Genomic DNA, 22,788 nt, shown 5'->3' with positions numbered 1-22,788 from the left:
GCGTTCCCCTAGTAATCCGAATAAAGCCGCACGGGCGTGGGTGTCACGAGCCAGCTGCGCGGCGCGCGCGCATCGAACGCATAGCGCAGGTAGACGAGCGCCGAGCTCGGCGCATAGTCGTGCGACCGGTCGATGTGCAACTGCGCGCCGACGCTCAGGTGCGGGTTCACGCGATACTCGACGATGCCGTTCACGCCGTACGAGAACGACACGCCGCGCGTCGAACTGCCCGCGTACACGAACCCGGCCGCCACCTGCGCGGCCCGCTGTCCGGAGAGCGTCGGGTAATACAGCGAATCCTTCTCGTAGCTGTTCGAGATCCCGCCCGTGACGGTCAGGTCCCACGACAGCGCATCGTGCCGCCCCGCCCATTCGATCGGCACGCCGAGCGACAGGTAGCGCTGCGGGCTGTAGTAACCGCCCTGCCCGTACGTGTAGTAACGCAGGTTCTGCGCGTAGTGCCACGCATTGCCGACGAGCCCGGTGCTGACCTTCATCGTCGCGCGCTCGTACACGGGCACCGTGAAGCCGGTGCGCAGCGTGACTTCCGCATTGCGTTCGACGTTGCGGCCGGACAGCACGCCCGCGCCGAGTTCCGCGAACAGGTTCGTGCGGCCGACGTCGACCGACGCGCGCAGGTTCACGCCGTCGCGGCGCACGCCGCCCCACACCGCGCCCGTCCACGGGTCGCGCATCCCCGCGTACGACAGCACGCTGCTCGTTTCCGGCCGGCGCGACGCATTCACGGAGAAGCTCGCGGGGCCTGCGTCGAAGCGATAACGCACGCCGCCGACGAGGTAGTGCACGGGGAAGCCGAGCGGCGACGTGCCGAGATCGAAGCGCCATGCATCGGACAGGTAACCGGCACCGAGCGCGACGCCCGTCACCGACTGGTGCAGCGAACCCGACGGATTCGCGAGCAGCGCGGCAGCCTGCGGATTCGGCTGGAACGGCGGCGGCAGCCCGTTCGGCGCCCTGAGCCCCGCGTACGTGCCGAACGTCTTCAGCGAATACGCGTTCGGGTCGCTCGTATCGAGCGTGCCCGGGTCGAGATGCACGGTGTCGATCTGCGCGAATACGTGCCCGTCGTAGCGGACCGGCATCTGCATGTAGATCGGCACCTGCTGCGCGCGATACGACGAGATGCCTTCGTCGCCCGATTTGTACGCGGGTATCCAGCCGGTCTCGATCTCGGGATTGCGCCGCTGCGCCAGCTCCGCGAACGCGGCCTGCGCGGGTGTCAGCCCGTCGCGGCCCGGGCCTACCCCCGTCGCGCGCTCCTGCGACTGCGACAGCCGGTACAGCGACGCCGCGTCGTCGTAGCGGCCCTGCGCCTCGGCCACGCGGCCGGCCGCGACCGTCACGTCGGCGCGCGCCGGATATGCGGCCTGCAGCCGCCCGGTCACCTGCGCGGCTTCGTCCGGCCGGCGCAGCGCGTTCAGGCGCCGCACGGCCGACAACTGCGTGTCGACGTCGTCGTCCGGCGTGCGCGCCAGCACCGCCTGCACGCGCTCGCGGGCGGCCGCACGGTTGCCGCTGTCCTCGTCGATCCGGGCGAGCGCGAGCTGCGTATCGGCATCGTCGGGCGTGCGCGCCACGACCGGCGCGAGCGCCTCGCGCGCCGCATCGTAATGCCCCTGCGCGCGTTCGAGATCGGCGAGTTCGAGCGCATGGCGCTTGTCCGCGCGGCCGGCCGGGCTCGCGCGATCGAGCAGCGTGCGCGCCTGCGCATAGTCCTGTCGCGCGATCGCGTCGTCGGTCTGCCGCAGCACGAGCCGCAGCGACTGGTCCTCCAGTCGCGCCGTCTGCGCGGGCGTCAGCGCCGGGTCGCGGCGCAGCGTGTCGAGCCACGCGGCGAGCGCGTCGTCGCGCCCCGCGCGGCCGAGCAGGTCGCCGTAGCGCAGGCGCACGTCCGCATCGGCTTCGCGCGGATGCGCGGCGATCCAGTCGTGGAGCGGCGCGAGGCCGCGCTCGGGTTCGCCCGCGTCGATCCACTGCGCGCCGATCGCGGCGAGCATGTCGGGATCGTCCGGCGCGCTCGCCTGCGCGTGCGCGAGCGTGGCGGCGAATGCCGCGCGGTCGCCGCGTGCATGCGCGCCGCGCGCGTCGGCGAGCGCATTTTCGGCATCGAGCTTGCGCGCGAGCGCACGCATCCCGTCCGAACGGTGCGCATCGTCGACCGGCGCCAGTGCGGCCTGCGCGCCCGCGACATCGTCGAGCGAGTTGCGATACAGCGCGTTCGCGTAGCGCATCTCGGGCGTATCGCTCAGCGCGAGCCCGTCGTCCATCACCGTGCGGCCGAGCTGCGGCAGCCCCATGTCGCGATAAAGGCGCGCGAGCGCGAAGCGCGTCCACGGCGCGTCGGGCGTCGCGCGCACGGCCGCCTCGTAGCGTTGCGCGGCCGGCCCGCGTGCCCCCTTGTCGGCCAGCGCGCGCGCTTCCTTCGCGAGCAGGTCGCCGCGCAGGCCGTCGAGCGCGCGCCGATCGTCGGCGCCCGTCACACGCCCTTGCAGCGCGTCGAGCAACGGGCCGATCCGGTCCGCGCGGCCGGTGTTTTCATACAGCGTGGCCGTGTCGCGCACGGCGGACACGCTCGGCGAGCGCGCGGCGAGCAAACCGCGCAGCAATGGCTCCGCCTGCGCCCAGTCGCGCTGCGCGAGCAGCGCATCGGCAAGCTGAAGCTTCGCGTCCGGGTTGTCCGGCTGCATCGCGAGCGCCGCGCGCGCGGCGCGCTCGGCATCGCGCGGGCGGCCCGCACTGGCCGCCTCGCGGCCCTGGGCGAGCAGCCCCCAGAACTGCGCGGTACGCGCGAGGCCTTGCCATTTGCCGCGCTGGTCGGTCGCACGCGTCGCGGCCCGTGCGAACAGCGCGCGCGCTTCGTCATGCCGCCCTTCGCGCAGGCGCAGCAGGCCGAGCCCGCCCAGCGCATCGGCGTCGTCCGCCCGCGCCCGCGCGGCGCGCGCGAGCAGCGGGTCGGCGGCGGCCAGGTCGCCGCGCGCCAGCGCCTGCAGCCCGCGCTGCTGCGCGATGTAGTCGGGATCGCGCTCGAGCCGGCGCTGCGCATCGCGCTGCCGATCGAGGCCGGCCGCGCGATCGCGGAATTCGGTATCGTCCGGCGCGAGCGCGAGATACGCGTGCAGCGCATCGAGATACGCGGGATCGCTGCCGGCCGACTGCAGCACGCGCCGCCACAGCGCCATCGCTTCCGTATGGTCCGCGTCGGCGCGCGTCGCGAGCGACGACGCGATCCGGTTCGCTTCCGCGCGCGTGTCGTCGCGCTGGTTCAACAGCCGCGCGAGCGCGATCGACGCGCTCGTGTCGCGCGGATCGGCGGCGATCGCGCGGCGCAGCGCGGCGATCGCCGGCTCGCGCCCGCCCGGCGCATTCGACACGATCTGGTAATACTCGGCGCCGAGCGCACCCGACGGCGCGCCGTTCGGAAACAGCGCGACGATCCGCCGGGCCGCCTCGTCGGCGCGGCCGCTGCGCGCGAGCAGCCGGATCTGCGCCATCTCGCCGCGCGCGCTCGTCGCGACGCGGTATTCGTCGGCCACCCGCCGCGTGGCCGGCGCATTCGGCGACTGCGCCTGCAGCCGCGCCAGCGACGCCTGCGCGCCTTTCGCGTCGCCGAGCCGCAGCAGCACGCGCACCTGTTCGGCCAGCAGCTCGGTGTCTCCCGGCGCGATCAGCAGGCCCTTGCGCAGCGCATCGCGCGCGAGATCGTCGCGATGCTTGATGCCCCACATCCGCGCGGTGTCGAGCTCGCGCCGCGCATCGCCGGCAGCCGCGGTCGCCGGTGCCGCGGGGGTCGCCGCCGCGGCGCCCGGCGCCGCCGCGCACACCGACGACGCGAGCCACGCGAATCCCGCGACGTGCGGCGCGGCGCGCTTCAACGGGCGGCGCACGAACGGCCTCCCCAACGGGTGTCGAGCGTGCCGTCCGCTTCGAACCGGTAGCGGCCGTCGCGCCAGCCGAGCCCGAACAGCGTCAGCACGCTGGAGTAATAGCCGGGCGCCGACTGGCGCGCGAGCGTCTCGACGCGCGCCGCCTGCGCATCCGCGAGCGCGTGCTGGCCGCGCGCGTCGAGGAACGGCACGGCCGCCGCGGAGAAGCCGCCGTTGCCGTCGTTCGGGCCCGCGACGCCCGTCGTCGTATCGACCTTCTCCGGCGGCGCGCCATGCGCGGCGATATGGTCGGCAAACGGCGCGAACTTCGCGAGCAGCGGCGCGGCGAGCGGATCGGCGCGGTCGAGCATGCCGGCCCACAGGTACACGCGGATCGCGTTGTACGCGCTCTCCGCGTGCGTGTCCGGATCGGGCCCGAACCCCTTGCCCGCGCGATACAGCGCCCAGTCGGGCGAGAAGCCCTTCGGCGCGGTGTCGAGCAGCACGCGAGCGGTGCTGGATGCGAGCGCGGCCCAGCGACGGTCGTCGGGCAGCCGCGCGCCGAGCGCGCGAATCACCTGCGGCGGCGAATAGCTCGGATTCACGCGCCATTGGCCGTTGGCCAGCTTGAACCCGGTCGGCCCCGGCAGCAGCGTGAGGCCGAGGCCCGGCACGGTCGCCGTCTCGTCGTCGAGCACGCGCTTCGCGAGCAGCGCGCCGCGCGCCGTATAGCTGCGCTCGCGCCACAGCCGCCCGGCCTCGACGAGCGCATAGGCGATCCACAGGTCGGCGTCCGACGCCGCGTTCGCGTCCAGCACGCGCCATGCGCCGTCGGGCGCGCGGCCCCACAGCCACGCCGGCAAGCGGGCGCTCAGGTCGCCCTGCGCGAGATTGTTCTCGGTCCACGCGAGGATCGTGTCGAACATGCGCCGGTCGTTCGCGACCAGCGCGAAGAACAGCCCATACGCCTGCCCCTCCGATACCGTGCGCGAATCGGCCGAGCCGACGTCGATCACGCGGCCGTCGGCCGAGATGAAATCGCGCTTGAACGCGTCCCAGCGCGGCCACGCGGCGCTGCATCCCGCGGCGGCGGCATCGGCTGCACTGGCCGGCGCGGCCCGCGCGTGCATGGCCATGCCGGCCGCCGCGCACGTCACCGCCACCGCCAGCGCGAGCGTCGCGCCGACACGCCGCGCCGGCTGCGTCGCCCGTCGCTTCGTCATTGCCCGCGCCATCCGTTACATCCCCCGTCGACGCGCGGCGATTCGCTGCAGCACGCTGAACACGCCGAGCGCGAGCAGCAGCCCCGCGACGACGCCCACCGCGCCGAGCACGACCGGATGCCGCGCCGCCTCCGTCCACACGCGCGCATACCACGGCACGAAGCCGACCACGTAAGGCTCGCCGACCCGCAGGCTGTCGACCTGCCCCGGCCGCACCAGCGCGAGGTCGCCCTGCAGTTGCGCCACGAGCCCCGCGTTCTCGAACACGTCGAGCAGATCGCCGAGGCGCGGCTGGTCGGTCGCCGTCAGCGCGACGACGCTGCGGCCGCGGCTGCCCGGCAGCTCGAAACCGGCGAGCGCGGCGAGCGGGCCCGTCTGTTCGATGTGCGCGCCGCCGTCGGCGACGCCCACGCCGTTGCGCCAGCGCTCCTTCACCGTGAACGCGACGCGCGTCGCGCCGCCGCCGCCCGCGCCGCCCGGCTCGCCGATCGCGAGCGGCAGCGACGCACGCCAGTTCGCGAGCAGCGGCGACGCCGGGGAGCCATCGATCACGAGCACATCCTTGTGCCCCGACAGCGCGGCGACGTCGCCGGGCCGCGCGACCTGCACGCGCAGCGCCGGGAAGCCGGTCCATTCGCCCATGTGGCCGAGCATCGTCAGGTACGCCTCGAGCTCCTGCGGCGAGGGCCGCTCGGGCAGCACGACGGCCGTCTGCGACAGGTCCGCGAAGCGCGTGAACGGAAAGCCGCTGTTCGCGAAGAACGCAAGGTTCGGCAATTGCGCGTAATGGACGAAATGCGAGAAGTCGATCGTCGAATCCGGATCGATCGCCGCGCGCTGAGGCTCGGTGGCCGTGCTCGAGCACAGGCCCGTCTTCTGCGAATCGAGCGTGAAGCGGAATTGCAGCTGGTTGCCGCTGCCGACGCGAAACGCGGGAATGTCGACGTCGCTCGTCACGCGCCCTTCCGGCACCGACAGCAGCGGCAACTGCATGCGCCCGTGCGCGTCCTCCGCGTGGGCCGGCCCGAGCCGGTACGACTTCACGAGCTGGTCGTTGATCTCGACCGCGAGCGTCGAATTGTCCTGCACGGTCGGCGCCGTGTAGCGGTAGCGCAGCGTGATCGGCACGCCCGCGCCGTTCCACGAATGCAGATCGGCCGGCACACGCAGGTTCAGCCGGATCGCGTCGGGCGTCGTGCCGCGCACTTCGAGCTGGCGCGGGTCGTTCACGAGCTCGCGGAACGCGATCGGCCGGTTCACCGGCAGCCAGCGCGGCGCGTCGTACGGCTTGCGCGGCGCGCCGAGATCGACGTGCGCGACCGTCGCGGCCGGCCCGGACAGCGCCGCGCGGCCGAGCACGAGCGTCGCGACCGCGTCGTCGACCTCGGCCGCCGTGCGGCCCGTGACGATCAGCAGCTTGCGCCCCGGCGCGGCCGGATTGTCGGCGACCGCGAGCAGCGGACCGTTGATGGGCGGCAGCGCGAGACCGGCCGGCAGCGTCGCGGCCGTGCCGACCACGACGGCCTGGTCGTCGGCCGGCAGCGCGGCCGATACCGGGAAGCGCGCATGCCGGTAGTCGGCCAGCGCGCCGAACCACGACGCGAGCACGCCCGCGCTGCGCAGCGTCGCCGAATCGGGCGTGGCCGGCAGCACGAACGGCAGCCGCAGGCGGCCGTTGTCGCGCCGGTCGAAGAACGGCGCGGGCAGCAGCGCGAGATCGTTCGGCAGGCGCACCGGCGATTCGTCGAGGATCAGCTCGCTCGTCGGGCTCACGTCGGCCCACAGCGCCGAGTTCGCCGGATCCTCGCAATGGTCGAGCGTGTAGTGCGCGATCAGGCGCAGGCCGATCTGGTTGAAATCGGAAAAGTAGCGCGGATCGATCGGGATCTCCTGCGTGACCGTACGCCCGGCGCGTGCCGCATCGAACGGAACGGTCGCGATCACCTCGCCGTTCACCGACACCTTCAGGTGCGACAGCGGAAAGACCAGCGACGGCGAATACGCGTAGGTCAGGCGCAGCCGCGCGCCCGTGATCACGCGGTCGAGCCGCACGCCGGCGTTGATCGTGCGCGCGTCGTCGGCGCCGCGCAGGCGCAGCGGATCGAACGCGCCGAGCGATGCGAACGGCATGCGCACGGTCGTCGCCGGCAGGCCGGCGGCCGGCGCGCTGGCCGCCGTCGGCGCGGCCGCGGGCGCCGCGGTAGCGGGGGCCGCCGCGCGATCGGCAGCGGACGTCGAAGCGGCGGCCGGCACCGCCGGCATCGGCGCGGCCGACAGCGCGGCCGCGTGGAAAGCGCCGGTCATCGCGGCCGCGAGGACGAACAGCGACACGGCCGGCCTCATGCGCCGCTCTCCATCGTCACGATCGTCCGGTCCATCCGCGCGTCGCAACGGACGCGCGCAAAGCAGCTATGCCCGTGAGTGCACATCCCCTCTGCTTCCTCTCATCTATATGACCTGATTGCATTTGTCGGTACGACGCGGCGAATGCTTCAGCGGCCGGTTCGTCGCGTTGCGGCGCGCCTGGCACCGGCGCCCGCTCATTCGTCACACTATCTCAAAAATAGAACAAAACTTACCGTGATTCGCGACTGTGAAGCGAAAAAACCTCAATTCGGTCGGAAATGCCGCGCGGGAAGAGGGAATGGCAAGAATTGCGCCGTTGCCAGCGGGACGGCTGGAACGGCATACTGCCGGCGCGATACGGCTGGCCGGGAGCCGGGCCCCGGCCGCGGTCCGTGGCGGACCGCCCTCGCCACGCGCGCTGCCGCAGGCGGCGCGTATGCTACCGCAAGTACGTGTCGCGCGACGTACTTTCTTCATGGAAAACTGACTTGAATCAAACCGCCGACTCCGCCACCCCGTCCGCCGACACGTTGCTGCGCATCATCGCGGCACAAGCCGAAATCGCGAAACTCGGCATGGACCTCGGCAGCGTGATCGCGTACGTGGCCGAACAGATGCCGAAGCTCACCGGCGCGAGCGCCGCCGCGGTCGAATTCGCCGAAGGCGACGACATGGTGTACCGCGCCGCGTCGGGCACGGCGGCCGGCATGCTCGGCCTGCGGTTGCGGCGCTCGGGCAGCCTGTCGGGGCTGTGCGTGCAGCAAGGCGAGTTGCTGCACTGCATCGATTCCGAAACCGACCCGCGCGTCGATCGCGATGCGTGCCGCCGGGTCGGCCTGCGCTCGATGCTCGTGATGCCGCTAGCGCATGCCGACACGACGGTCGGCGTGCTGAAGGTGATGTCGCCGGACGTCGACGGCTTCTCGCCGGCCGACTCGGCCACCCTGCGGCTGATGGCCGACCTGATCGCCGCCGCGATGTTCCACGCGGCGCGCAACGAAGCGAACGAGCTCTACCTGCGCGCGACCCACGACGCGCTCACGGGCTTGCCGAACCGCGCGCTGTTCTACGACCGCCTGCGCCAGTCGATGCATTCGGCGCTGCGCGCAAGCGGCCGGCTCGGCATTCTCAACATCGACATGGACGGGCTGAAGCCGATCAACGACGGGTTCGGCCACCGCGCGGGCGACGCCGCGCTGCGCGAGGTCGCCACGCGGATGCAGGCCGCGGTGCGGCGCTCGGATACGGTCGCGCGCATCGGCGGCGACGAATTCGCGGTGATCCTGCCGAATATCGGCACCCGCGACGATGCCCATGCGCAAAGCACGCGGCTCGCGCGGCGGGTGGGCGAGCCGTTCGAATTCGACGGGCATGCGCTGCAGCTCGGCGTCAGCGTCGGCATCGCGGTGCTGCCGGACGACGGCACCGACATGAATGCGCTGATCGAGCACGCGGACCACGCGATGTACGAGGCCAAGCGCACGCGATCGCGGCGCTCCGCGCAAGCATGACGCGTCGCATGCGCCGGACGGGCCGTTCCCGCCGATAGCGCGCTTGCGCTGGCCCTAACCGATCGGCGACACCGCGATCGCGAGCCCGACGACGAGCCACTGCGCGATCGCCACGAGCACCGCAGCCCGGCACAGCCCGACCGCGCCGCGCACGCGTGCGTCGAGCGTGCGTCCGGCCTTCGCCGCGTCGATCCAGCCCAGATCGGCGAGCGCACGGTCGAGCGCCGCGAGCCCGTCGTCGACCGCCCCGTCGCCTTGCGCCGCCCGCGCCAGCGCGGCAAACAGCCGCCGATCGATCTCGATGCGCACCGCGTACCACAGCGCCGCGATCCCCGATCCCGTGCTGACGAGAGCCAGCAGTACCCGGGCGAGCGTCGCGGGCGCCCAGCCCGCCGCGATCCACCCGCCCGCGCCGGCCGCGGCCAGCGCGGCCGCGAGCGCCCATGCACCCGCATCGAGCGCGCCGCGTGCGGCGGCGATCCTGAACGGCGCGGACGGATCGCGCATCACACGCGCCCCGCGTCGCGCCGGCGATCGATCCACTGCTGCAGCACGGCCACGCCGTCATCCGACCAAACCGCGCGCGGCCGCACGGCGCGCACTGCGGCCAGCGCGTCGCGCGCATCGGTGAACCCGCGCCGCGCGGCGAGCCACGCCGCCGCGCACAGCACGCTGCGCCCGTAGCCGAGCGCACAGCAGACCAGCACGTCGCGCCCTTCGCCGTGCAGGCGCTCGAGCGCCGCGACGGCCTGCGCGAGCTGCGCCGCCGTCGGCGCGACGAGGTCGAGCTGCGGCACGCACGCATACGCGAGCGATGCGTCGGCCACCGCCCAGCGCGGCATCTCGGCAGTCAGGTCGACCAGCGCGGAGAAGCCGTGGCGCCGGATGTCGCGCGTCGTCGGCGTCCGGCCGATCGACACGCGTTCGTCGATCCGCACCGGCGCCGGCTGGCGGAACGTCCACAGCCGCGAATTGACGAACGCGCCGGCGATCGTCGGCGTGAGCAGCGCGCCGATGAAGACCGGAAACCGCCCGTGCGCGTCCTTCTGGAACGCGCCGGGCGCGCCGCGCCGGTAAGCCCACGCAACGCAGGCGAGCGCCAGCGCGCCCCACCCCGCCGCCAGCGCCCCGCCCGGCGCACGCGGCACCCAGGCCAGCGCCGCGCATGCGACCAGCGCGGCGCCGAACGCATAGCGGCGCGCAAGCGCGCGGCCGGCCTGGCTCGGCGATGCATCGGCGCCCGGCAACCGGCCCGCGGCATCGCGCAGCGGAAACAGGAACAGCGCGAGACAGCCGACGGCCGCCCCGGTCGGCACGTCGATCGCGTGATGCTGATAGGTCGTCAGCACCGACACGCCGATCGCCGCGAACCATAGATGCAGCACACCGCGCGCGAACGTGCCGCGCAGGTGCTTCGCATAGGCGGCCCACAGCACGACGAGCAACCCGATATGCAGCGACGGCGCCTGGTTGAACGGCTTGTCGAAGCCCATCAGCAGCGTGAACAGCGCGCCGGCCACGCCGCCCGCGTCGGGCCGCTCGAAGCCGAAGCGCAGCGGCCACGCGATGAAGCATGCGACCGACACCAGTTGCACGGTCAGCAGCCGTTTCACGTGATCGAGCAGATCGTCGCGGCGCGTCCAGAAGAAGAACGACAGCGCATACAGCAGGTCGATCGACCAGTACGGCACGATCGTCCACGGCACGAACGGGATCGCATGCTCCCAGCCGAACGCGAACGTCGGCACCGCGGCGCGGCGCGCAGCGAGCCAGTTCGCGAAGCCGTACGTCGAGAAGAACACGGCGCCCATCGCCGCGAGCCAGCCGAAACGCAGCGCGAACGACGCGCCGCGCGCGCCGGCCGCCGGCTCGGCCAGCCCGCCGCCCGCGCCAGCACCCGCGCCGCCGCCGAGCGCGCTCATGACGCGTCGACCCGCTGCGCGAGACTGACCGTGAAGATGCCCATCTCGTCGATCCGCTGGTCGAGCTTGCGGAAGCCGGCCCGCGCGACGAGCTCGTCCATTTCGGCCTGCGAACGGCGGCGCATCACCCACGTCGACTCGCCGCGGTGATTGTTCAGCGCGCGCGCGATGAATTCGAGCTGCGGATGCCACGGCTGCCCCGTGTAGACGAGATAGCCGCCCGGCGGCACGGCCTGCGCGAGCCCGCGCAGCGAGCGCTCGATCAGCGCGTTCTCGCCGAACAGCTCGTACAGGCCCGACACGATCGCGAGCGTCGGCCGCGGCTCCAGCGTTGCGAGCGACGCCTCGTCGAACGCGTCGCCGCGCTCGAAGCGCGCGATCGGCTCGAGGCCGCGCTGCGCGATCAGCACGCGCCCGGCCTCGACGTTCGGCGGGCTGTAGTCGCGCAGCGTGATGTCGTCGGGCGCCGCGCCGTCGCGCTCGGCGGCCATCGCGATCGCGTCGAGCACGTAGCGCCCGTGACCGGCCGCGATGTCGACGATCCGCACCGGCGTGCCGTGCGCGCGCAGCCGGCCGATCGCCGCGCCGATCAGCTCCTGCAGATGCACCTTGCGCTGGCGGATGCCGACCCAGCCCGGCGAATCGAGATACGTGCGGTCGATCAGCGCGCCGATGCCGAACCGCCCCTGCGCGCGGTTGCGGTACACGTAGTCGAGCGTCGAGCCCGAATCGAAGCCGAGTCGCAAGCCGAGCGCGATGCCGTCCGACAGCGCGCCGCCGGCTTTCAGCCCGGCGCGCGTGAGCGCCCAGTACGCCCGGGCGAACACGTTGGCCGGCGGCCGGCCGAGCGCCGCGTATTCGTCGTGGAACGCGCCGCGCCGGTCGGCATCGGCGAGCGACACGCGCGGGCTCGGCGCATCGAACTCGCGCAGCACGAACGCGCGCAGCGGCGCGAGCGCCTGGGCCCGATCGCGCTCGCCGAGCGTGTCGTGGTAGAAGCCCGGCAGCACGATGCGCTCCTTGCGCGCCGAGCCGAGCCGTTCGAAGAAGCGGTCCTGCGGGCCGCGATGCACGACCCAGTCGGCGCCCGAGATCAGCAACTGCGTCGGTACGGTGATCGCGGCCGCGTCGGCGACGATCCGCCGCGCGGTATCGTGCAGGTCGAGCAGCATGTTGACCGCGATCGGCCGCGTGATCAGCGGATCGGACGCGTAGCTCGCGATCCGTTCGGGATCGTGCGTGAGGAATTTCGGCTTCACGTAGCTGTTCACGTAGAACAGCCCGCGCAGCTTGTGCATCAGCCGCAGCCCCGGCCGCGCGAACGGCACGTAGAGCTTGATGTGGAATGCCGGCGACGCGACGACGAGCGCGCGGATCGGCGGCGCGTAGTCGTGCACCCAGGTCGCCGCGAGCACCGCGCCGACGCTCTGGCCGACGACCGCCATCTCCTCGATCGCGATGCCGTGCGTGTCGCGGATATGCTCGACGAAGGTCTGCAGGTCGCGCACCGACGCGGCCGCGCTCGGGCTGTAGCCGCGCGCGCCCGGCGAGCGGCCGTGGCCGCGTGCGTCCCACGCAAAAAAGGCGAAATCCGGCAGGTCGAGCTCGTCGACGAGGTGCGCGACGCGCGCCGAATGTTCGTGCCCGCGATGCAGCAGCACGATCGCGCCGCGGCAGCGTGCGCCCGTCGCGGGCCAGTGGCGGTAGAACAGCGTTGCGCCGTCGTGCGTGATGAAGTCGGCCTCGCGGGCCGTGCGTGCGTTCATGCGATCTCTCTCGTTTCGTTATTCGAATCATGCGGCGCCGCCCTCCGGCGCCGGTCCCGCCCCGCGTCGACGGCCGATCAGCCGCCCGCTTCGGCGATCCCGGCCTGCACGCGCCGCACGGCCGTCACGATCGACAGCACGATCAGCAGCCGCCACAACCACGCGGCGGCGCCGCCGACCGGCAAGCCGAGGCCGATCCACAGCGCGAACGCGCCGAGGGCCAGCGCCCGGTCGCTCTTGCCGAACGGGCCGTCGTAGCGGCGCGTCGCGCCGACGAGCGGGCCGATCAGCCCCGCGCATTCGACGATCACCGCCGTCAGCGCGAACAGCCAGACGTCCGCCGGCGCGAACGCGGGAATGGCGAGGAACGGCAGCACGAGCGCGACGTCGGACACGATGTCGCCCAGCTCGTTCAGGTATGCGCCGAGCGTGCTCTTCTGCCCGTGCTCGCGCGCGAGCATCCCGTCGATCGCGTTGAGCGCCATCCGCGCGAACAGCCACAGCGGGATCAGCAGGAACAGCGCGCGGGCGAACACGCCGAGCCCGGCAAGCGCGCCGACGACGATCGAGCCGCCGGCCGCGAACAGCGTGACCTGGTTGGCCGTGACGCCGCGTTCGGCGAGCGAATTCGCGAACGGGCGCAGACGGTTCTGAAATTTGGGTTTGAGTGCGTAGAGGCTCATCGTTTCGTATTCGTATTATTCGCGCGGCACGGTCGGATAGTTTCCCGCCGCCATGCCCCGGGCGGCGAAACGGCCTTCGTCGGCCTGGATTGAACGGCCCTCATCGTCGCCGAGCGGCCTCCATGCGTCAAGCATGGCGGCGCGAACCGCCCGCGCGGCGGCAATCTGGCGTTTTTCGGCGAAACTCGCGATAATCCGCTGGCCCGATCGCGGCGAGATCCATTCGAGCGGCAGCGGGCACTCGTGCAACAGCCGATTATCACGCCGCCGACCGGCGCATTCGCCGCGACGCAGCAGCGTGCGACGGCGAATCGTCCGATTATCGCGGACCTGCGACAGGCAGCCACGAACTTTGAAAAAATTTAAACAAGAGCCGTCCGGCGCGCATCCTGCCGCGCCGGCATTCCGGGGTTCCGCCCACCGCGCGTGCGCGGCGGGCCGGGCATGCACGCAGGAGGCCGCGCGCCGATGAACATCCTCAACGTCTGGCAGCGCGATTTCCTGCTGTCCATCGTGCGGCTCGTCGCCGGCGCGTATCCGGTCTGGCATCAGGCGCCGCCGTCCCCGACGCAGAAGATCTATTTCTCGAACCATACGAGCCATATCGACACGCTCGCGATCCTCGCCGCGCTGCCGCGCGACGTGCGCGCGGTCGTGCGGCCGGTCGCCGCGCGCGACTACTGGGACAGCAGCGACCTGAAGCGTCACATCGCGCAGAAGCTGCTGAACGTCGTGCTGATCGACCGTCATCGCGAATCGGGCGGCGACCCGCTGGAGCCGGTACGCGACGCGCTGCGGCAGGGCCACTCGATCATCATCTTCCCGGAAGGCACGCGCGGCGCCGACGTACTGCCGCAGCCGTTCAAGAGCGGGCTGTTCCATCTCGCGACCGAATTCCCCGACGTCGCGCTCGCGCCCGTCTACCTCGAGAACCTGCAGCGCATCATGCCGAAGGGCGCGATCTGGCCCGTGCCGCTGATCTGCAAGGTACATTTCGGCGCGAACGAAGCGCTCGGCGCGCAGGAAGACAAGCCGACGTTCCTCGCCCGCATGCGCGACGCGGTCGTCGCGCTCGCGCCGCCGCAGCGGCCGGCCGGCTGAGCGCGCCTCCTTCTCCCTTTTCCGGATACCAACCATGCGAACCCTCTTCTGGGAACTGGTCGCGGGCGTCACGGGCGTGCTCGTCGTCGCGACCGTGATCGGCGCGATCCTCGGCGCGCGCAGCGGCGGCGCGAGCCCGACCATCGTCAACCTGAACCAGCGCATCCGCGCATGGTGGGCGATGATCGCGATCATGGCCGTCGCGATCGGCCTCGGCAACAACGTCACGTACCTGGTGTTCGCGCTGCTGTCGTACCTGACGCTGCGCGAGTTCATCACGCTCACGCCGACCACCGCGAGCGACCATACGACGCTCTTCATCGCGTTCTTCATCGCGATTCCCGTGCAGTACCTGCTGCTCGGCATCAACTGGTACGGGATGTACTCGATCTTCGTGCCCGTGCACCTGTTCTTCGCGATGTCGCTCGTGTCGGCGCTCACGCAGGACACGCGCGACTTCCTGAGCCGCAACGCGAAGATCAACTGGGCGCTGATGGTGTGCGTGTACGGACTGAGCCACGCGCCGGCCGTGCTGATCCTCGACATTCCGCGCTACGCGGGGCAGAACGCGCTGCTGCTGTTCTTCTTCCTGTTCGTCGTGCAGATCAGCGACGTGCTGCAATACGTCGTCGGCAAACTGTTCGGACGCCGCAAGATCGCGCCGCAGTTGTCGCCGTCGAAGACGGTCGAGGGCTTCATCGGCGGCGGGCTGCTCGCCACGCTGTGCGGCGCGTCGCTGTATCGCGTGACGCCGTTCGGCTTCGGCGCGGCGTTCGGGATCTCGCTCGCGATCGTGATCGCGGGCTTCGTCGGCGGGCTCGTGCTGTCGGCCGTCAAGCGCTCGCTCGGCACGAAGGACTGGGGCTCGATGATCGCCGGCCACGGCGGCATGCTCGATCGCGTCGATTCGATCTGCTTCGCCGCGCCGGTGTTCTTCCACCTGGTGCGCTACCTGTACGTGTGAATGCGCGGGCGGTGCAACGCCGCCCGTTCCCGCGCGGAGGATCAGTACCCGTCGCGCAACGCCTTGGGCACGACGTAGCGGCCGCGCGCGGCGTCGAACTTCACCGTGTAGCGTGCATGGATGGCCTTGTCGCCGCGCGTGCCCGTTTCGGTGACCGTCAACGGATAGACGTCGCCCGTGCCGGCCGTGTCCGGCGCGATCTCGAAGCGGCGTTCCTCGCAGCGCGCGCGGGCGTTCGCGCATTCCGTCGACTCCGCGTTGTCGAGCGCCTCGTCGATGCGTGCCGCCGCATGCACCAGCGCATTGCCGACCGGTAGCCAGATCGAGCGGAAGCGTTGCGTATAGCCTTGCCGCGTATCGCTTTCGCCGATGACGAACCCGAACAGGTGCGGCCCGAGCCGCTCGATGCGCACCGTGCCCGGTTCGCCGCGCCCGCCCGATGCGATCTCCGTTTTCTTCGCGACCGGCTCGAGCGTCCTGCCGTCCGGCGAAGGCTTCAGCACGTACAGGTCGATCGCGCCCGGCGTCGCGTCCGAATCCATGCCCGGCATCCCGTTCTGCACCGCCGCCTCGGTCTCGCCGCACATCGCGAGCAGCGTGCGCGGGCCGTCCGCGGTCGCCACGCGCAGCACGCCGCACGGCGAATGGATGAAATCGTCGCCGTCCGACTGCCAGCCCTTGCGGCTCGCGCGCCAGTTGCCGTACGTGTCGCGGATGAAGGTTTTCAGTTGACGGTCGGGCTGGGCCGGCTCGGCGGCATGAACGGGCGACGGTGCGGCGAGCGCCGTGAGTCCCGCGAGGGCACCAAGGGCGGCAAGCGAAGCCAAGAGCGGCTTGAGACGTATGGTCGGGTTCTGGGCAGTCATGACGAGATCAGGTCGGATGGGTGTGCGGCGGATTGTTGCAGAATCGGCGGGTCCCCGTCGATCCTTCACACGTCGTCCGGGGCGGAAAAGAATGGCAACCGCTCGTTGCCGACGACGACGCGCCCTGCATCGTTGCCCATCACGTCATCGCCTCGTGCCTGCGCACATCGCCGGCGCGCGCATCGAGCACGCGCACGAGCGTCGCGAACTGCCGATTCCGTGCGCGCCCGGCCGCGTCCCGACCGCGACGCCCGCCGTCACGCCGGATCCGGCACCTCGATCGCCAGCAGCGCCGAACTGACCGACTTGCCGTGCGCATCGAGCGCGAGCGAGCGCGTCACGCCACCGCCGAGCGCATCGCTCAGCACGAAGTTGAACGCACCGAGCGCCGGCAATTCGTAGCGCACGACGTCGCCGTGCACGATGCCCGCGAGCCATGCCTTCACCGCCTGCGCATCGAGGTGGGTGCGCAGATGATCGTAATGACGCGGATCGCGGCAGATGACCGACACGTTCAGCGTATTGCCCTTGTCGCCGGTGCGCGCATGCGCGAGTTCACGCAGTTGCATCAGGCCTCCACGAATGAAAACGACGGCGTCACGGCCGAGCGCGGCAGCAGCACCGACTGCACGGCGATCACCTCGCGCGTCGACTTGAACGCGCCGCCGCCGCCGGCCGGCCCGTTCGTATAGAGCGTCTCGACTTCGTTGCCGATTCGCGCGGCCTCGGCGGCGTTCGCCGCGCGGCCGGCCACCCGCACGCGCACCTCGGCCGGCTCGCCACGCACGGCCGGCGTCGCGTCGCCGTACAGCGCATCGACGCCGATCAGGTCGAAGCGCAACTCGGTCGCCGCGACGCCGGTCAGCGCGAGCCGCTCGCGAACGATGTCGAGCGCAAGACGCGCCCGCGCGAGCGCACCCGGCCCGCCGTACGAGATCTGCCCTTCGCCGATCCAGCCGTCGACATACGCGACCGACACCTTCAGCGTGTCGGGCCGCGCGGCGCCGCGCCCGCCGGTCACACGCACGCGATCGGTCGCCTCCTCCGCGACCGCCACGCGCGTGAAATCGGCCACGACGTCGGGCTGCAGATACCGCGCCGGGTCGTGAATCTCGTAGAGCAGTTGTTCCTTGCAGGTCGCCGCGCTCACGCGGCCGCCCGCGTGCGGCACCTTCGTGATCACGACCGAGCCGTCGGCCGTGACCTCGCCGATCGGGAAGCCGAGCCGCGCCAGATTCGGCACGTCCTTGTAGCCGGGATCGGCGAAATAGCCGCCCGTCACCTGCCCCGCGCATTCGAGCAGATGGCCGACGACGGTCGCCTGTCCGAGCGCGTCCCAGTCGTCCATCCGCCAGCCGAATGCGTGGATCAGCGGCGCGGCGAACAGCGACGGATCGGCGACGCGCCCGGTCAGCACGACGTCCGCGCCGGCCGCAAGCGCGTCGACGATCGGCGCGGCGCCGAGATACGCGTTCGCGGATACGATGCGGTCGCGATACGCGGCGACCTCGTCGCCCGATTCCTCGAAACGGAACGCGCCGCGCAGCACGACGTCGAGCACGTCGTCGCCTTCGACCGCCGCGACCTTCAGCCCCGCGATGCCGAGCGACTGCGCGATCCGCGCGGTACGCCGTGCGGCCGCGCGCGGATTCGCCGCACCCATGTTCGACACGATGCGCACGCGCTTGACCGCCGCGACCGGCAGCACCGCCTGCATGCGCGCGTCGAGCAGCGGATCGTAGCCGAGCGCCGGATCGTTGCGCCGCGCCTGCTGCGCGATCGCGATCGTGCGCTCGGCCAGGCATTCGAAGACCAGGTAGTCGAGTTGCCCGTGTTCAGCCAGTTCGACCGCGGGCTCGATTCGGTCGCCCGAATAGCCGGCGCCCGCGCCGATGCGCACGCGCCGTTCATGTGAAGGCTTTGCTGTCATGTCCGTACCGTCGTCCGGCGGAGCACGCCGCCGGCAAAATCAAAAGACGCCGAGCACGACGCAGGCGATCGTCATCACGATCGACGCGCCGAACAACAGCGGAAACGTGAATTTCTGGTGCTCGGCGAGCTCGATCCCGCACAGGCCGACGACGAGGAACGTCGCCGGCGTGAGCGGGCTGACCGGGAACCCCGTCGTCATCTGGCCGAGCAGCGCGGCCTGCCCGACCTGCACGGCCGGCACGCCGAGCTGCCCGGCCACTTCCGCGATCACGGGCAGCACGCCGAAGTAGAACGAATCGGGATCGAACAGCATGCTGAGCGGCATCGACGCGAGGCCGAGCGCGACCGGGATGTGGCCGGCCATCGACGGCGGCACGAAGCCGACCGCCGCCTGCGCCATCGCCTTCAGCATCCCGCTGCCCTGCATGATCCCGGTGAACACGCCGGCCGCGAGCAGGATGCCGGCCATCATCAGCGCGGCCCGCGCATGCGCGTCGATGCGCTTCCGCTGCATGTCGACGTCGGGGTAATTCACCATCAGCGCGATGCACAGCCCGACCATGAACATGATCGCGGGCGGAATCTTCTCGCCCATCACGACCATCGTGCCGAGCACGACGAGCGTCAGCACGAGGTTGAACCAGAACAGATGCGGCCGACGCAGCGCCTGCTCGTCGGCCGTCAATTCGCGCCTGGGCAGCGGGATCGACGCATCGTCGCGCGACAGGCCGAGCCGCTTCTCCTCGCGCCGCCCGAGCCAGTACGCGACGCCGAACACGAACACGAGCCCGATCGCCTGCACCGGAATCAGCGGATTGAACAGCGCCGACACCGGCAGGTGCAGCGACGCGGACGCGCGAATCATCGGCCCCGTCCACGGCAGGAAGTTGATGCCCGCGGCCATCGACACGGCGGCGGCCAGCACGCGCCGGTCCATCTTCAGCCGGTCGTACAGCGGCAGCACGGCCGGAATCGTCACGAGAAAGCAGACGGCGCCCGAGCCGTCGAGGTGGATCAGCAGCGCGAGCAGCGTCGTGCCCATCACGATGCGCGTCGGCCGCGTGCCGACCGCGCGCAGGATCCGGTCGATGATCGGGTCGAGCGTGCCGGCATCGGTGATCGTCCCGAAATAGAGGATCGCGAACACGAACATCCCGACCACGGGCGCGAGGCCCTTCAGCCCGTCGATGACGAACTTGCTGGTGTGCAGCCCGAAGCCGCCGATCAGCGACGCGGCGATCGGCACGATGATCAGCGCGACGAGCGGCGACATCCGCTTCGACAGAATCGAGGCCAGCAGCACGACGATCGTGCCAAGCCCGAGTAACGGCAGCATCCGTGTCTCCTACCTTGTCTTTTGTTGGAGACGAGCGTAAGGTCGGCGCAGCGATAGCACAATTGAAATGATTTGATCGTAGCAATCACGAATCGTTATGGATCTGAATCTTCGGGACATTCGCGCGTTCGTCACCGTCGCGCACGCCGGCAACTTCACGCGCGCGGCCGCGCGGCTGCACCTGTCGCAGCCGGCGCTGACCGTGCAGATCCGCCGGCTCGAGGAAATCGTCGGCGCGCGCCTGTTCGACCGCAACAGCCGCAGCGTCGCGCTCACGCAGACCGGGCGCGAGTTGCTGCCGCTGTTGCAACGCTCGCTCGACGACATGGAGCGCGTGCTGCGCGATGCGCGCGCGCTCGGCGAAGGCGCGAGCGGCACGGTGCGGCTCGCGTGCCTGCCGACCTTCGCGTCGAGCATGCTGCCGGAGCTGATCCAGTCGTTCCGGCGCGACGTGCCGCGCGCGGGCTTCGAGATCCGCGACGGCGTCGCGAGCCTCGTCACCGCGCTCGTGCGCAACGAGGATGCCGATCTCGGGCTGACCGGCGGCGACACGTTCGATGCGTCGCTCGAGGTGCTGTATGTGGGCGCCGACCGGCTCGTCGCCGTGTGCCCGCAGGATCATCCGCTCGCGCGCAAGCGTCGCGTCGGCACCGCCGACGTCGCCGGCGTGCCGCTCGTGCTCACCGCGCAGGGCACGAGCGTGCGCAGCGTCGTCGATGCCGCGCTGGAAGCGGCCGGCTGCACGGCCGACATCGCGTGCGAGCCGACCTACATGATGACGGCCGTCGCGATGGTGCGCGGCGGCCTCGGCGTGACGATCCTGCCCGCGACCGCCCGCGAGGTGCGCGCCGAGCCCGATCTGGTCGCGAAGCCGATCGACGATCCCGCGTTCGTGCGGCCGATCGCGCTCGTCGTCAAGCGCGGGCGCACGCTGCCGCGCGTCGCGCAGGCGTTCGCCGACCTCATGCTGGCGGAATTGAAAAAGCGCGCGTGACGCGCGGTTCCCACATCGGGACGGTTTGCCCGGCGCTTACTTACTGCGCCGCCGGGTCGACGTGCAGCGATTCGCCAATCGCATAGAAATTGCCGCCCGCGATGTAGTGCAGGCTGCGCAGCGCGGGATCGGCCGATTCGAAATACCAGTGGCCGTCGCGGAACACGCGCGTGTCGGACCACGCGGCGACCACCTCGCCGATGAACAGGTCGTAGGTCTGCTGGTTGTGCGGCTCCGGAATCAGCCTGCACGCGAGCCAGCCCGAGCAGCCGGCGACGAACGGCAGGCCGTGACCGTCGACGTCGAACAGCGTGACGCCCGCGTCGCGCAGCTTGTCGGGCCGCTCGGCCAGACTGTGGCTGCCGACCGCATGCGTGAGCCGCAGTTGCGCGGCCGTCGGCACCTGGATCACGAACGTGCCGCTGCGCTCGACGAGCTCGCGCGTCTTCGCGGATTTGTCGAGCACGACCGTCAGCTTCGGCGGCAGGAAGTCCAGCGCGCACGCCCACGCGGCGGCCATCACGTTGTCGACGCCGTCGTGGCGGGCCGACACGAGCACGGTCGGGCCGTGATTGAGGAGACGGTAGGCTTTGTTCAGCGCCACCGGCGCGATGTGACTGTTCATACGAGCTCCGTGGAGAACGGCGCGCACGGACGGATGCCCTGCGGCGCGGCGCCGGCCGTCGCACCTGCGCGCGGCCGGATCCGAGGCCGCATTCTCGCACCCGATTTCGATCGGCGCAGGCGCCGCGGCAGGTCACTTCGCGAACAGTTGGCCGATGTCGCGAAACGCCTTGAATTCGAGCGCATTGCCGCACGGATCGAACAGGAACATCGTCGCCTGTTCGCCGACCTGCCCCTGGAACCGCACGTACGGCTCGATCACGAACGTCACGCCGAACGAACGCAGCCGCTCGGCCAGCGCCTCCCAGCTTGCCCAGTCGAGCACGATCCCGAAATGCGGCACCGGCACGTCGTGGCCGTCGACCGCATTCGTATGCGCGCTTTCCTGCGCCGCGGTTTTCGGATGCTCATGGATCACGAGCTGATGGCCGTAGAAGTTGAAGTCGACCCACTGCGCGCTCGAGCGCCCCTCTTCCAGCCCGAACACGCGGCCGTAGAAATCGCGCGCGGCCGGCAGGTCGTGGACGGGAATCGCCAGGTGAAACGGGGAAAGACTCATGATGGCCTCGTGAAGGAACGCTCGCGGGGCGCGAGGACGGCACCATGGTAGACAAGCCCGGACAAAAATTAAATCAATATAAAATTGGCTGATTCACAAACGGAATTGATGAATGATCCGCGAACTGAAAACCCTCGTCGCCGTCGCCCGGGAAGGCACCTTTGCCGCCGCCGGCAACCGTATCGGGCTCACGCAGGCGGCCGTGAGCGCGCAGATGCAGCGCCTCGAAGCCGAACTCGGCTTCGAGCTGTTCGACCGGCAAGGGCGATCGGCGCGGCTCAACGAAATGGGTCATCACGTGCTGGACCAGGCGCAGACGCTGATCGGCCTGTACGAGAACCTGAGTTCGACCGCGCCCGGCTCGCCGGCCGCCGTGCGCGTGACGATCGGCGCGATCGCATCGGTGCAGAGCGCGCTGCTGCCGGCCGCGCTGGCCGATTTCCATCGCCGGCACCCCGCATGCCGCACGCGCGTGATACCGGGGCTGTCGATCGAGCTGGTCAACCGGGTCGACGCGGGCGAGATCGACATGGCCGCGATCATCCGGCCGCCGTTTGCGCTGCAGAGCGACCTGCACTGGACGACGCTCGCACAGGAACCGTTCCGGCTGATCGTGCCGCGCGGCGTGAAGGGCAAGGACTGGGCCGCCCTGCTCGCGAGCGAGCCGTTCGTGCGCTACGATCGCGCGTCGTTCGGCGGCCGCCAGGTCGACCGCTTTCTGCGCAAGATGCACATCGCGGTGCGCGACACCTGCGAACTCGACGAGCTCGACGCGATCGTCAAGCTGGTCGAGAACGGCGTCGGCGTCGCGATCGTGCCGCAGACCGCCGTGTATCGCCGCTGGCCGGCCGGCGTGCGCGCGATCGACCTCGGGCATCACACGTTCCATCGCGACATCGGCCTCGTGCATCGCGCGCGGCGCACGATGTCGGAACCCGCGCAAACGCTGGCGCAACTGATCGAGGCGGCGTCGCGGCGACGCTCGCCGCCGCAAGCCGCGTGATCGACACGTGGCGGCTCGGCGCCGAATGGCAAGCAGCGATGCCGTCCACCCGACGCGAATCGCACGCCTTTATC

At 71.0% G+C, this 22,788-nt stretch carries 19 protein-coding genes; 5 read left to right on the top strand and 14 right to left on the bottom strand.

All coding sequences use genetic code 11. The annotated features are described in order from the left end of the window. Positions 1-8: 8 nt before the first annotated feature. Genes CFB52_RS06875 through bcsB form a run of 3 tightly spaced genes read right to left on the bottom strand, consistent with a single transcriptional unit; the run spans position 9 to position 7,450 of the window. A complete protein-coding gene (locus CFB52_RS06875) occupies positions 9-3,905 on the bottom strand; it encodes a cellulose synthase subunit BcsC-related outer membrane protein (protein ID WP_089464971.1) in 3,897 nt (1,298 codons plus the stop codon). Further along, positions 3,890-5,119: a cellulose synthase complex periplasmic endoglucanase BcsZ gene (bcsZ, locus tag CFB52_RS06870; protein ID WP_059573793.1), complete on the bottom strand. Its 1,230-nt coding sequence runs from the start codon at positions 5,117-5,119 to the stop codon at positions 3,890-3,892. Before bcsZ ends, CFB52_RS06875 begins: the two co-directional genes overlap by 16 nt. A gap of 3 nt (positions 5,120-5,122) precedes the next feature. Beyond that, on the bottom strand, positions 5,123-7,450 hold the full coding sequence (gene bcsB / locus CFB52_RS06865) for a cellulose biosynthesis cyclic di-GMP-binding regulatory protein BcsB (RefSeq protein ID WP_059573794.1): 2,328 nt from the start codon (positions 7,448-7,450) through the stop codon (positions 5,123-5,125). Positions 7,451-7,941: 491 nt separating this feature from the next. Between bcsB and CFB52_RS06860 the strand changes: the two genes are divergently transcribed. Continuing rightward, the gene (locus tag CFB52_RS06860; protein WP_059573795.1) at positions 7,942-8,964 is read left to right on the top strand and encodes a sensor domain-containing diguanylate cyclase; all 1,023 of its coding nucleotides are present in this window, start codon (positions 7,942-7,944) and stop codon (positions 8,962-8,964) included. Positions 8,965-9,018: 54 nt separating this feature from the next. On the opposite strand, the gene CFB52_RS06855 is transcribed toward CFB52_RS06860, so the two are convergent. The 5 genes from CFB52_RS06855 to CFB52_RS34565 form a co-directional block, all read right to left on the bottom strand. After that, positions 9,019-9,471, bottom strand: coding sequence for a hypothetical protein (locus tag CFB52_RS06855; protein WP_099316300.1), 453 nt, complete (start codon positions 9,469-9,471; stop codon positions 9,019-9,021). After that, positions 9,471-10,886: a phosphatase PAP2/dual specificity phosphatase family protein gene (locus CFB52_RS06850; protein ID WP_099316299.1), complete on the bottom strand. Its 1,416-nt coding sequence runs from the start codon at positions 10,884-10,886 to the stop codon at positions 9,471-9,473. Before CFB52_RS06850 ends, CFB52_RS06855 begins: the two co-directional genes overlap by 1 nt. Then, complete coding sequence (locus tag CFB52_RS06845) at positions 10,883-12,652, bottom strand: bifunctional alpha/beta hydrolase/class I SAM-dependent methyltransferase (RefSeq protein WP_059573798.1); 1,770 nt, start codon at positions 12,650-12,652, stop codon at positions 10,883-10,885. The genes CFB52_RS06850 and CFB52_RS06845 overlap by 4 nt, the downstream gene beginning before the upstream one ends. 77 nt (positions 12,653-12,729) lie before the next feature. Beyond that, positions 12,730-13,335, bottom strand: coding sequence for a CDP-alcohol phosphatidyltransferase family protein (locus tag CFB52_RS06840; protein WP_059573799.1), 606 nt, complete (start codon positions 13,333-13,335; stop codon positions 12,730-12,732). A gap of 15 nt (positions 13,336-13,350) precedes the next feature. Then, entirely contained in the window at positions 13,351-13,785 is a 435-nt protein-coding gene (locus CFB52_RS34565; RefSeq protein ID WP_155634599.1) for a hypothetical protein, read from the bottom strand. A gap of 18 nt (positions 13,786-13,803) precedes the next feature. Between CFB52_RS34565 and CFB52_RS06830 the strand changes: the two genes are divergently transcribed. Both CFB52_RS06830 and CFB52_RS06825 read left to right on the top strand, forming a co-directional pair. Then, positions 13,804-14,436 carry a lysophospholipid acyltransferase family protein gene (locus tag CFB52_RS06830; RefSeq protein ID WP_059574309.1) on the top strand — a complete coding sequence of 211 codons (633 nt, stop codon included), beginning with the start codon at positions 13,804-13,806 and terminating at the stop codon, positions 14,434-14,436. 34 nt (positions 14,437-14,470) lie between these two features. Then, positions 14,471-15,400, top strand: a complete 930-nt coding sequence (locus CFB52_RS06825; RefSeq protein ID WP_059573800.1) for a phosphatidate cytidylyltransferase — start codon at positions 14,471-14,473, stop codon at positions 15,398-15,400. Between the two features lie 41 nt (positions 15,401-15,441). On the opposite strand, the gene CFB52_RS06820 is transcribed toward CFB52_RS06825, so the two are convergent. The 4 genes from CFB52_RS06820 to CFB52_RS06805 form a co-directional block, all read right to left on the bottom strand. After that, a complete protein-coding gene (locus CFB52_RS06820) occupies positions 15,442-16,266 on the bottom strand; it encodes a hypothetical protein (protein WP_059573801.1) in 825 nt (274 codons plus the stop codon). Between the two features lie 257 nt (positions 16,267-16,523). After that, positions 16,524-16,835, bottom strand: a complete 312-nt coding sequence (locus CFB52_RS06815; RefSeq protein ID WP_059573802.1) for a hypothetical protein — start codon at positions 16,833-16,835, stop codon at positions 16,524-16,526. Further along, entirely contained in the window at positions 16,835-18,196 is a 1,362-nt protein-coding gene (locus CFB52_RS06810; RefSeq protein ID WP_099316298.1) for an acyclic terpene utilization AtuA family protein, read from the bottom strand. Before CFB52_RS06810 ends, CFB52_RS06815 begins: the two co-directional genes overlap by 1 nt. A 39-nt stretch (positions 18,197-18,235) precedes the next feature. After that, complete coding sequence (locus CFB52_RS06805; RefSeq protein ID WP_099316297.1) at positions 18,236-19,534, bottom strand: CitMHS family transporter; 1,299 nt, start codon at positions 19,532-19,534, stop codon at positions 18,236-18,238. A gap of 97 nt (positions 19,535-19,631) precedes the next feature. Between CFB52_RS06805 and CFB52_RS06800 the strand changes: the two genes are divergently transcribed. Continuing rightward, positions 19,632-20,528, top strand: coding sequence for a LysR family transcriptional regulator (locus CFB52_RS06800; RefSeq protein WP_060011698.1), 897 nt, complete (start codon positions 19,632-19,634; stop codon positions 20,526-20,528). 40 nt (positions 20,529-20,568) lie between these two features. On the opposite strand, the gene CFB52_RS06795 is transcribed toward CFB52_RS06800, so the two are convergent. Together CFB52_RS06795 and CFB52_RS06790 are read right to left on the bottom strand one after the other, a co-directional pair. Next, on the bottom strand, positions 20,569-21,153 hold the full coding sequence (locus tag CFB52_RS06795; RefSeq protein ID WP_060011697.1) for a flavin reductase family protein: 585 nt from the start codon (positions 21,151-21,153) through the stop codon (positions 20,569-20,571). A gap of 132 nt (positions 21,154-21,285) precedes the next feature. Further along, entirely contained in the window at positions 21,286-21,711 is a 426-nt protein-coding gene (locus CFB52_RS06790; protein ID WP_060011695.1) for a VOC family protein, read from the bottom strand. 112 nt (positions 21,712-21,823) lie between these two features. On the opposite strand from CFB52_RS06790, the gene CFB52_RS06785 reads away from it, so the two are divergent. Beyond that, on the top strand, positions 21,824-22,714 hold the full coding sequence (locus CFB52_RS06785; RefSeq protein ID WP_099316296.1) for a LysR family transcriptional regulator: 891 nt from the start codon (positions 21,824-21,826) through the stop codon (positions 22,712-22,714). Positions 22,715-22,788: the final 74 nt, after the last annotated feature.

The sequence above is a fragment of the Burkholderia sp. AU18528 genome (genome assembly GCF_002223215.2).
GTDB lineage: Bacteria > Pseudomonadota > Gammaproteobacteria > Burkholderiales > Burkholderiaceae > Burkholderia > Burkholderia semiarida.
This window is presented reverse-complemented; position numbering and strand designations above follow the sequence as displayed.

What these genes read in the sequence shown, in the direction of transcription:
- CFB52_RS06855 (WP_099316300.1), bottom strand. Translation starts at nt 9,471, where the DNA reads ATGCGCGATCCGTCCGCGCCGTTCAGGATCGCCGCCGCACGCGGCGCG.
- CFB52_RS06800 (WP_060011698.1), top strand. Translation starts at nt 19,632, where the DNA reads ATGGATCTGAATCTTCGGGACATTCGCGCGTTCGTCACCGTCGCGCAC.
- CFB52_RS06840 (WP_059573799.1), bottom strand. Translation starts at nt 13,335, where the DNA reads ATGAGCCTCTACGCACTCAAACCCAAATTTCAGAACCGTCTGCGCCCG.
- CFB52_RS06845 (WP_059573798.1), bottom strand. Translation starts at nt 12,652, where the DNA reads ATGAACGCACGCACGGCCCGCGAGGCCGACTTCATCACGCACGACGGC.
- CFB52_RS06810 (WP_099316298.1), bottom strand. Translation starts at nt 18,196, where the DNA reads ATGACAGCAAAGCCTTCACATGAACGGCGCGTGCGCATCGGCGCGGGC.
- CFB52_RS06815 (WP_059573802.1), bottom strand. Translation starts at nt 16,835, where the DNA reads ATGCAACTGCGTGAACTCGCGCATGCGCGCACCGGCGACAAGGGCAAT.
- CFB52_RS06785 (WP_099316296.1), top strand. Translation starts at nt 21,824, where the DNA reads ATGATCCGCGAACTGAAAACCCTCGTCGCCGTCGCCCGGGAAGGCACC.
- CFB52_RS06825 (WP_059573800.1), top strand. Translation starts at nt 14,471, where the DNA reads ATGCGAACCCTCTTCTGGGAACTGGTCGCGGGCGTCACGGGCGTGCTC.
- CFB52_RS06850 (WP_099316299.1), bottom strand. Translation starts at nt 10,886, where the DNA reads ATGAGCGCGCTCGGCGGCGGCGCGGGTGCTGGCGCGGGCGGCGGGCTG.
- CFB52_RS06795 (WP_060011697.1), bottom strand. Translation starts at nt 21,153, where the DNA reads ATGAACAGTCACATCGCGCCGGTGGCGCTGAACAAAGCCTACCGTCTC.
- bcsB (WP_059573794.1), bottom strand. Translation starts at nt 7,450, where the DNA reads ATGAGGCCGGCCGTGTCGCTGTTCGTCCTCGCGGCCGCGATGACCGGC.
- CFB52_RS06805 (WP_099316297.1), bottom strand. Translation starts at nt 19,534, where the DNA reads ATGCTGCCGTTACTCGGGCTTGGCACGATCGTCGTGCTGCTGGCCTCG.
- CFB52_RS06830 (WP_059574309.1), top strand. Translation starts at nt 13,804, where the DNA reads ATGAACATCCTCAACGTCTGGCAGCGCGATTTCCTGCTGTCCATCGTG.
- bcsZ (WP_059573793.1), bottom strand. Translation starts at nt 5,119, where the DNA reads ATGGCGCGGGCAATGACGAAGCGACGGGCGACGCAGCCGGCGCGGCGT.
- CFB52_RS06790 (WP_060011695.1), bottom strand. Translation starts at nt 21,711, where the DNA reads ATGAGTCTTTCCCCGTTTCACCTGGCGATTCCCGTCCACGACCTGCCG.
- CFB52_RS06820 (WP_059573801.1), bottom strand. Translation starts at nt 16,266, where the DNA reads ATGACTGCCCAGAACCCGACCATACGTCTCAAGCCGCTCTTGGCTTCG.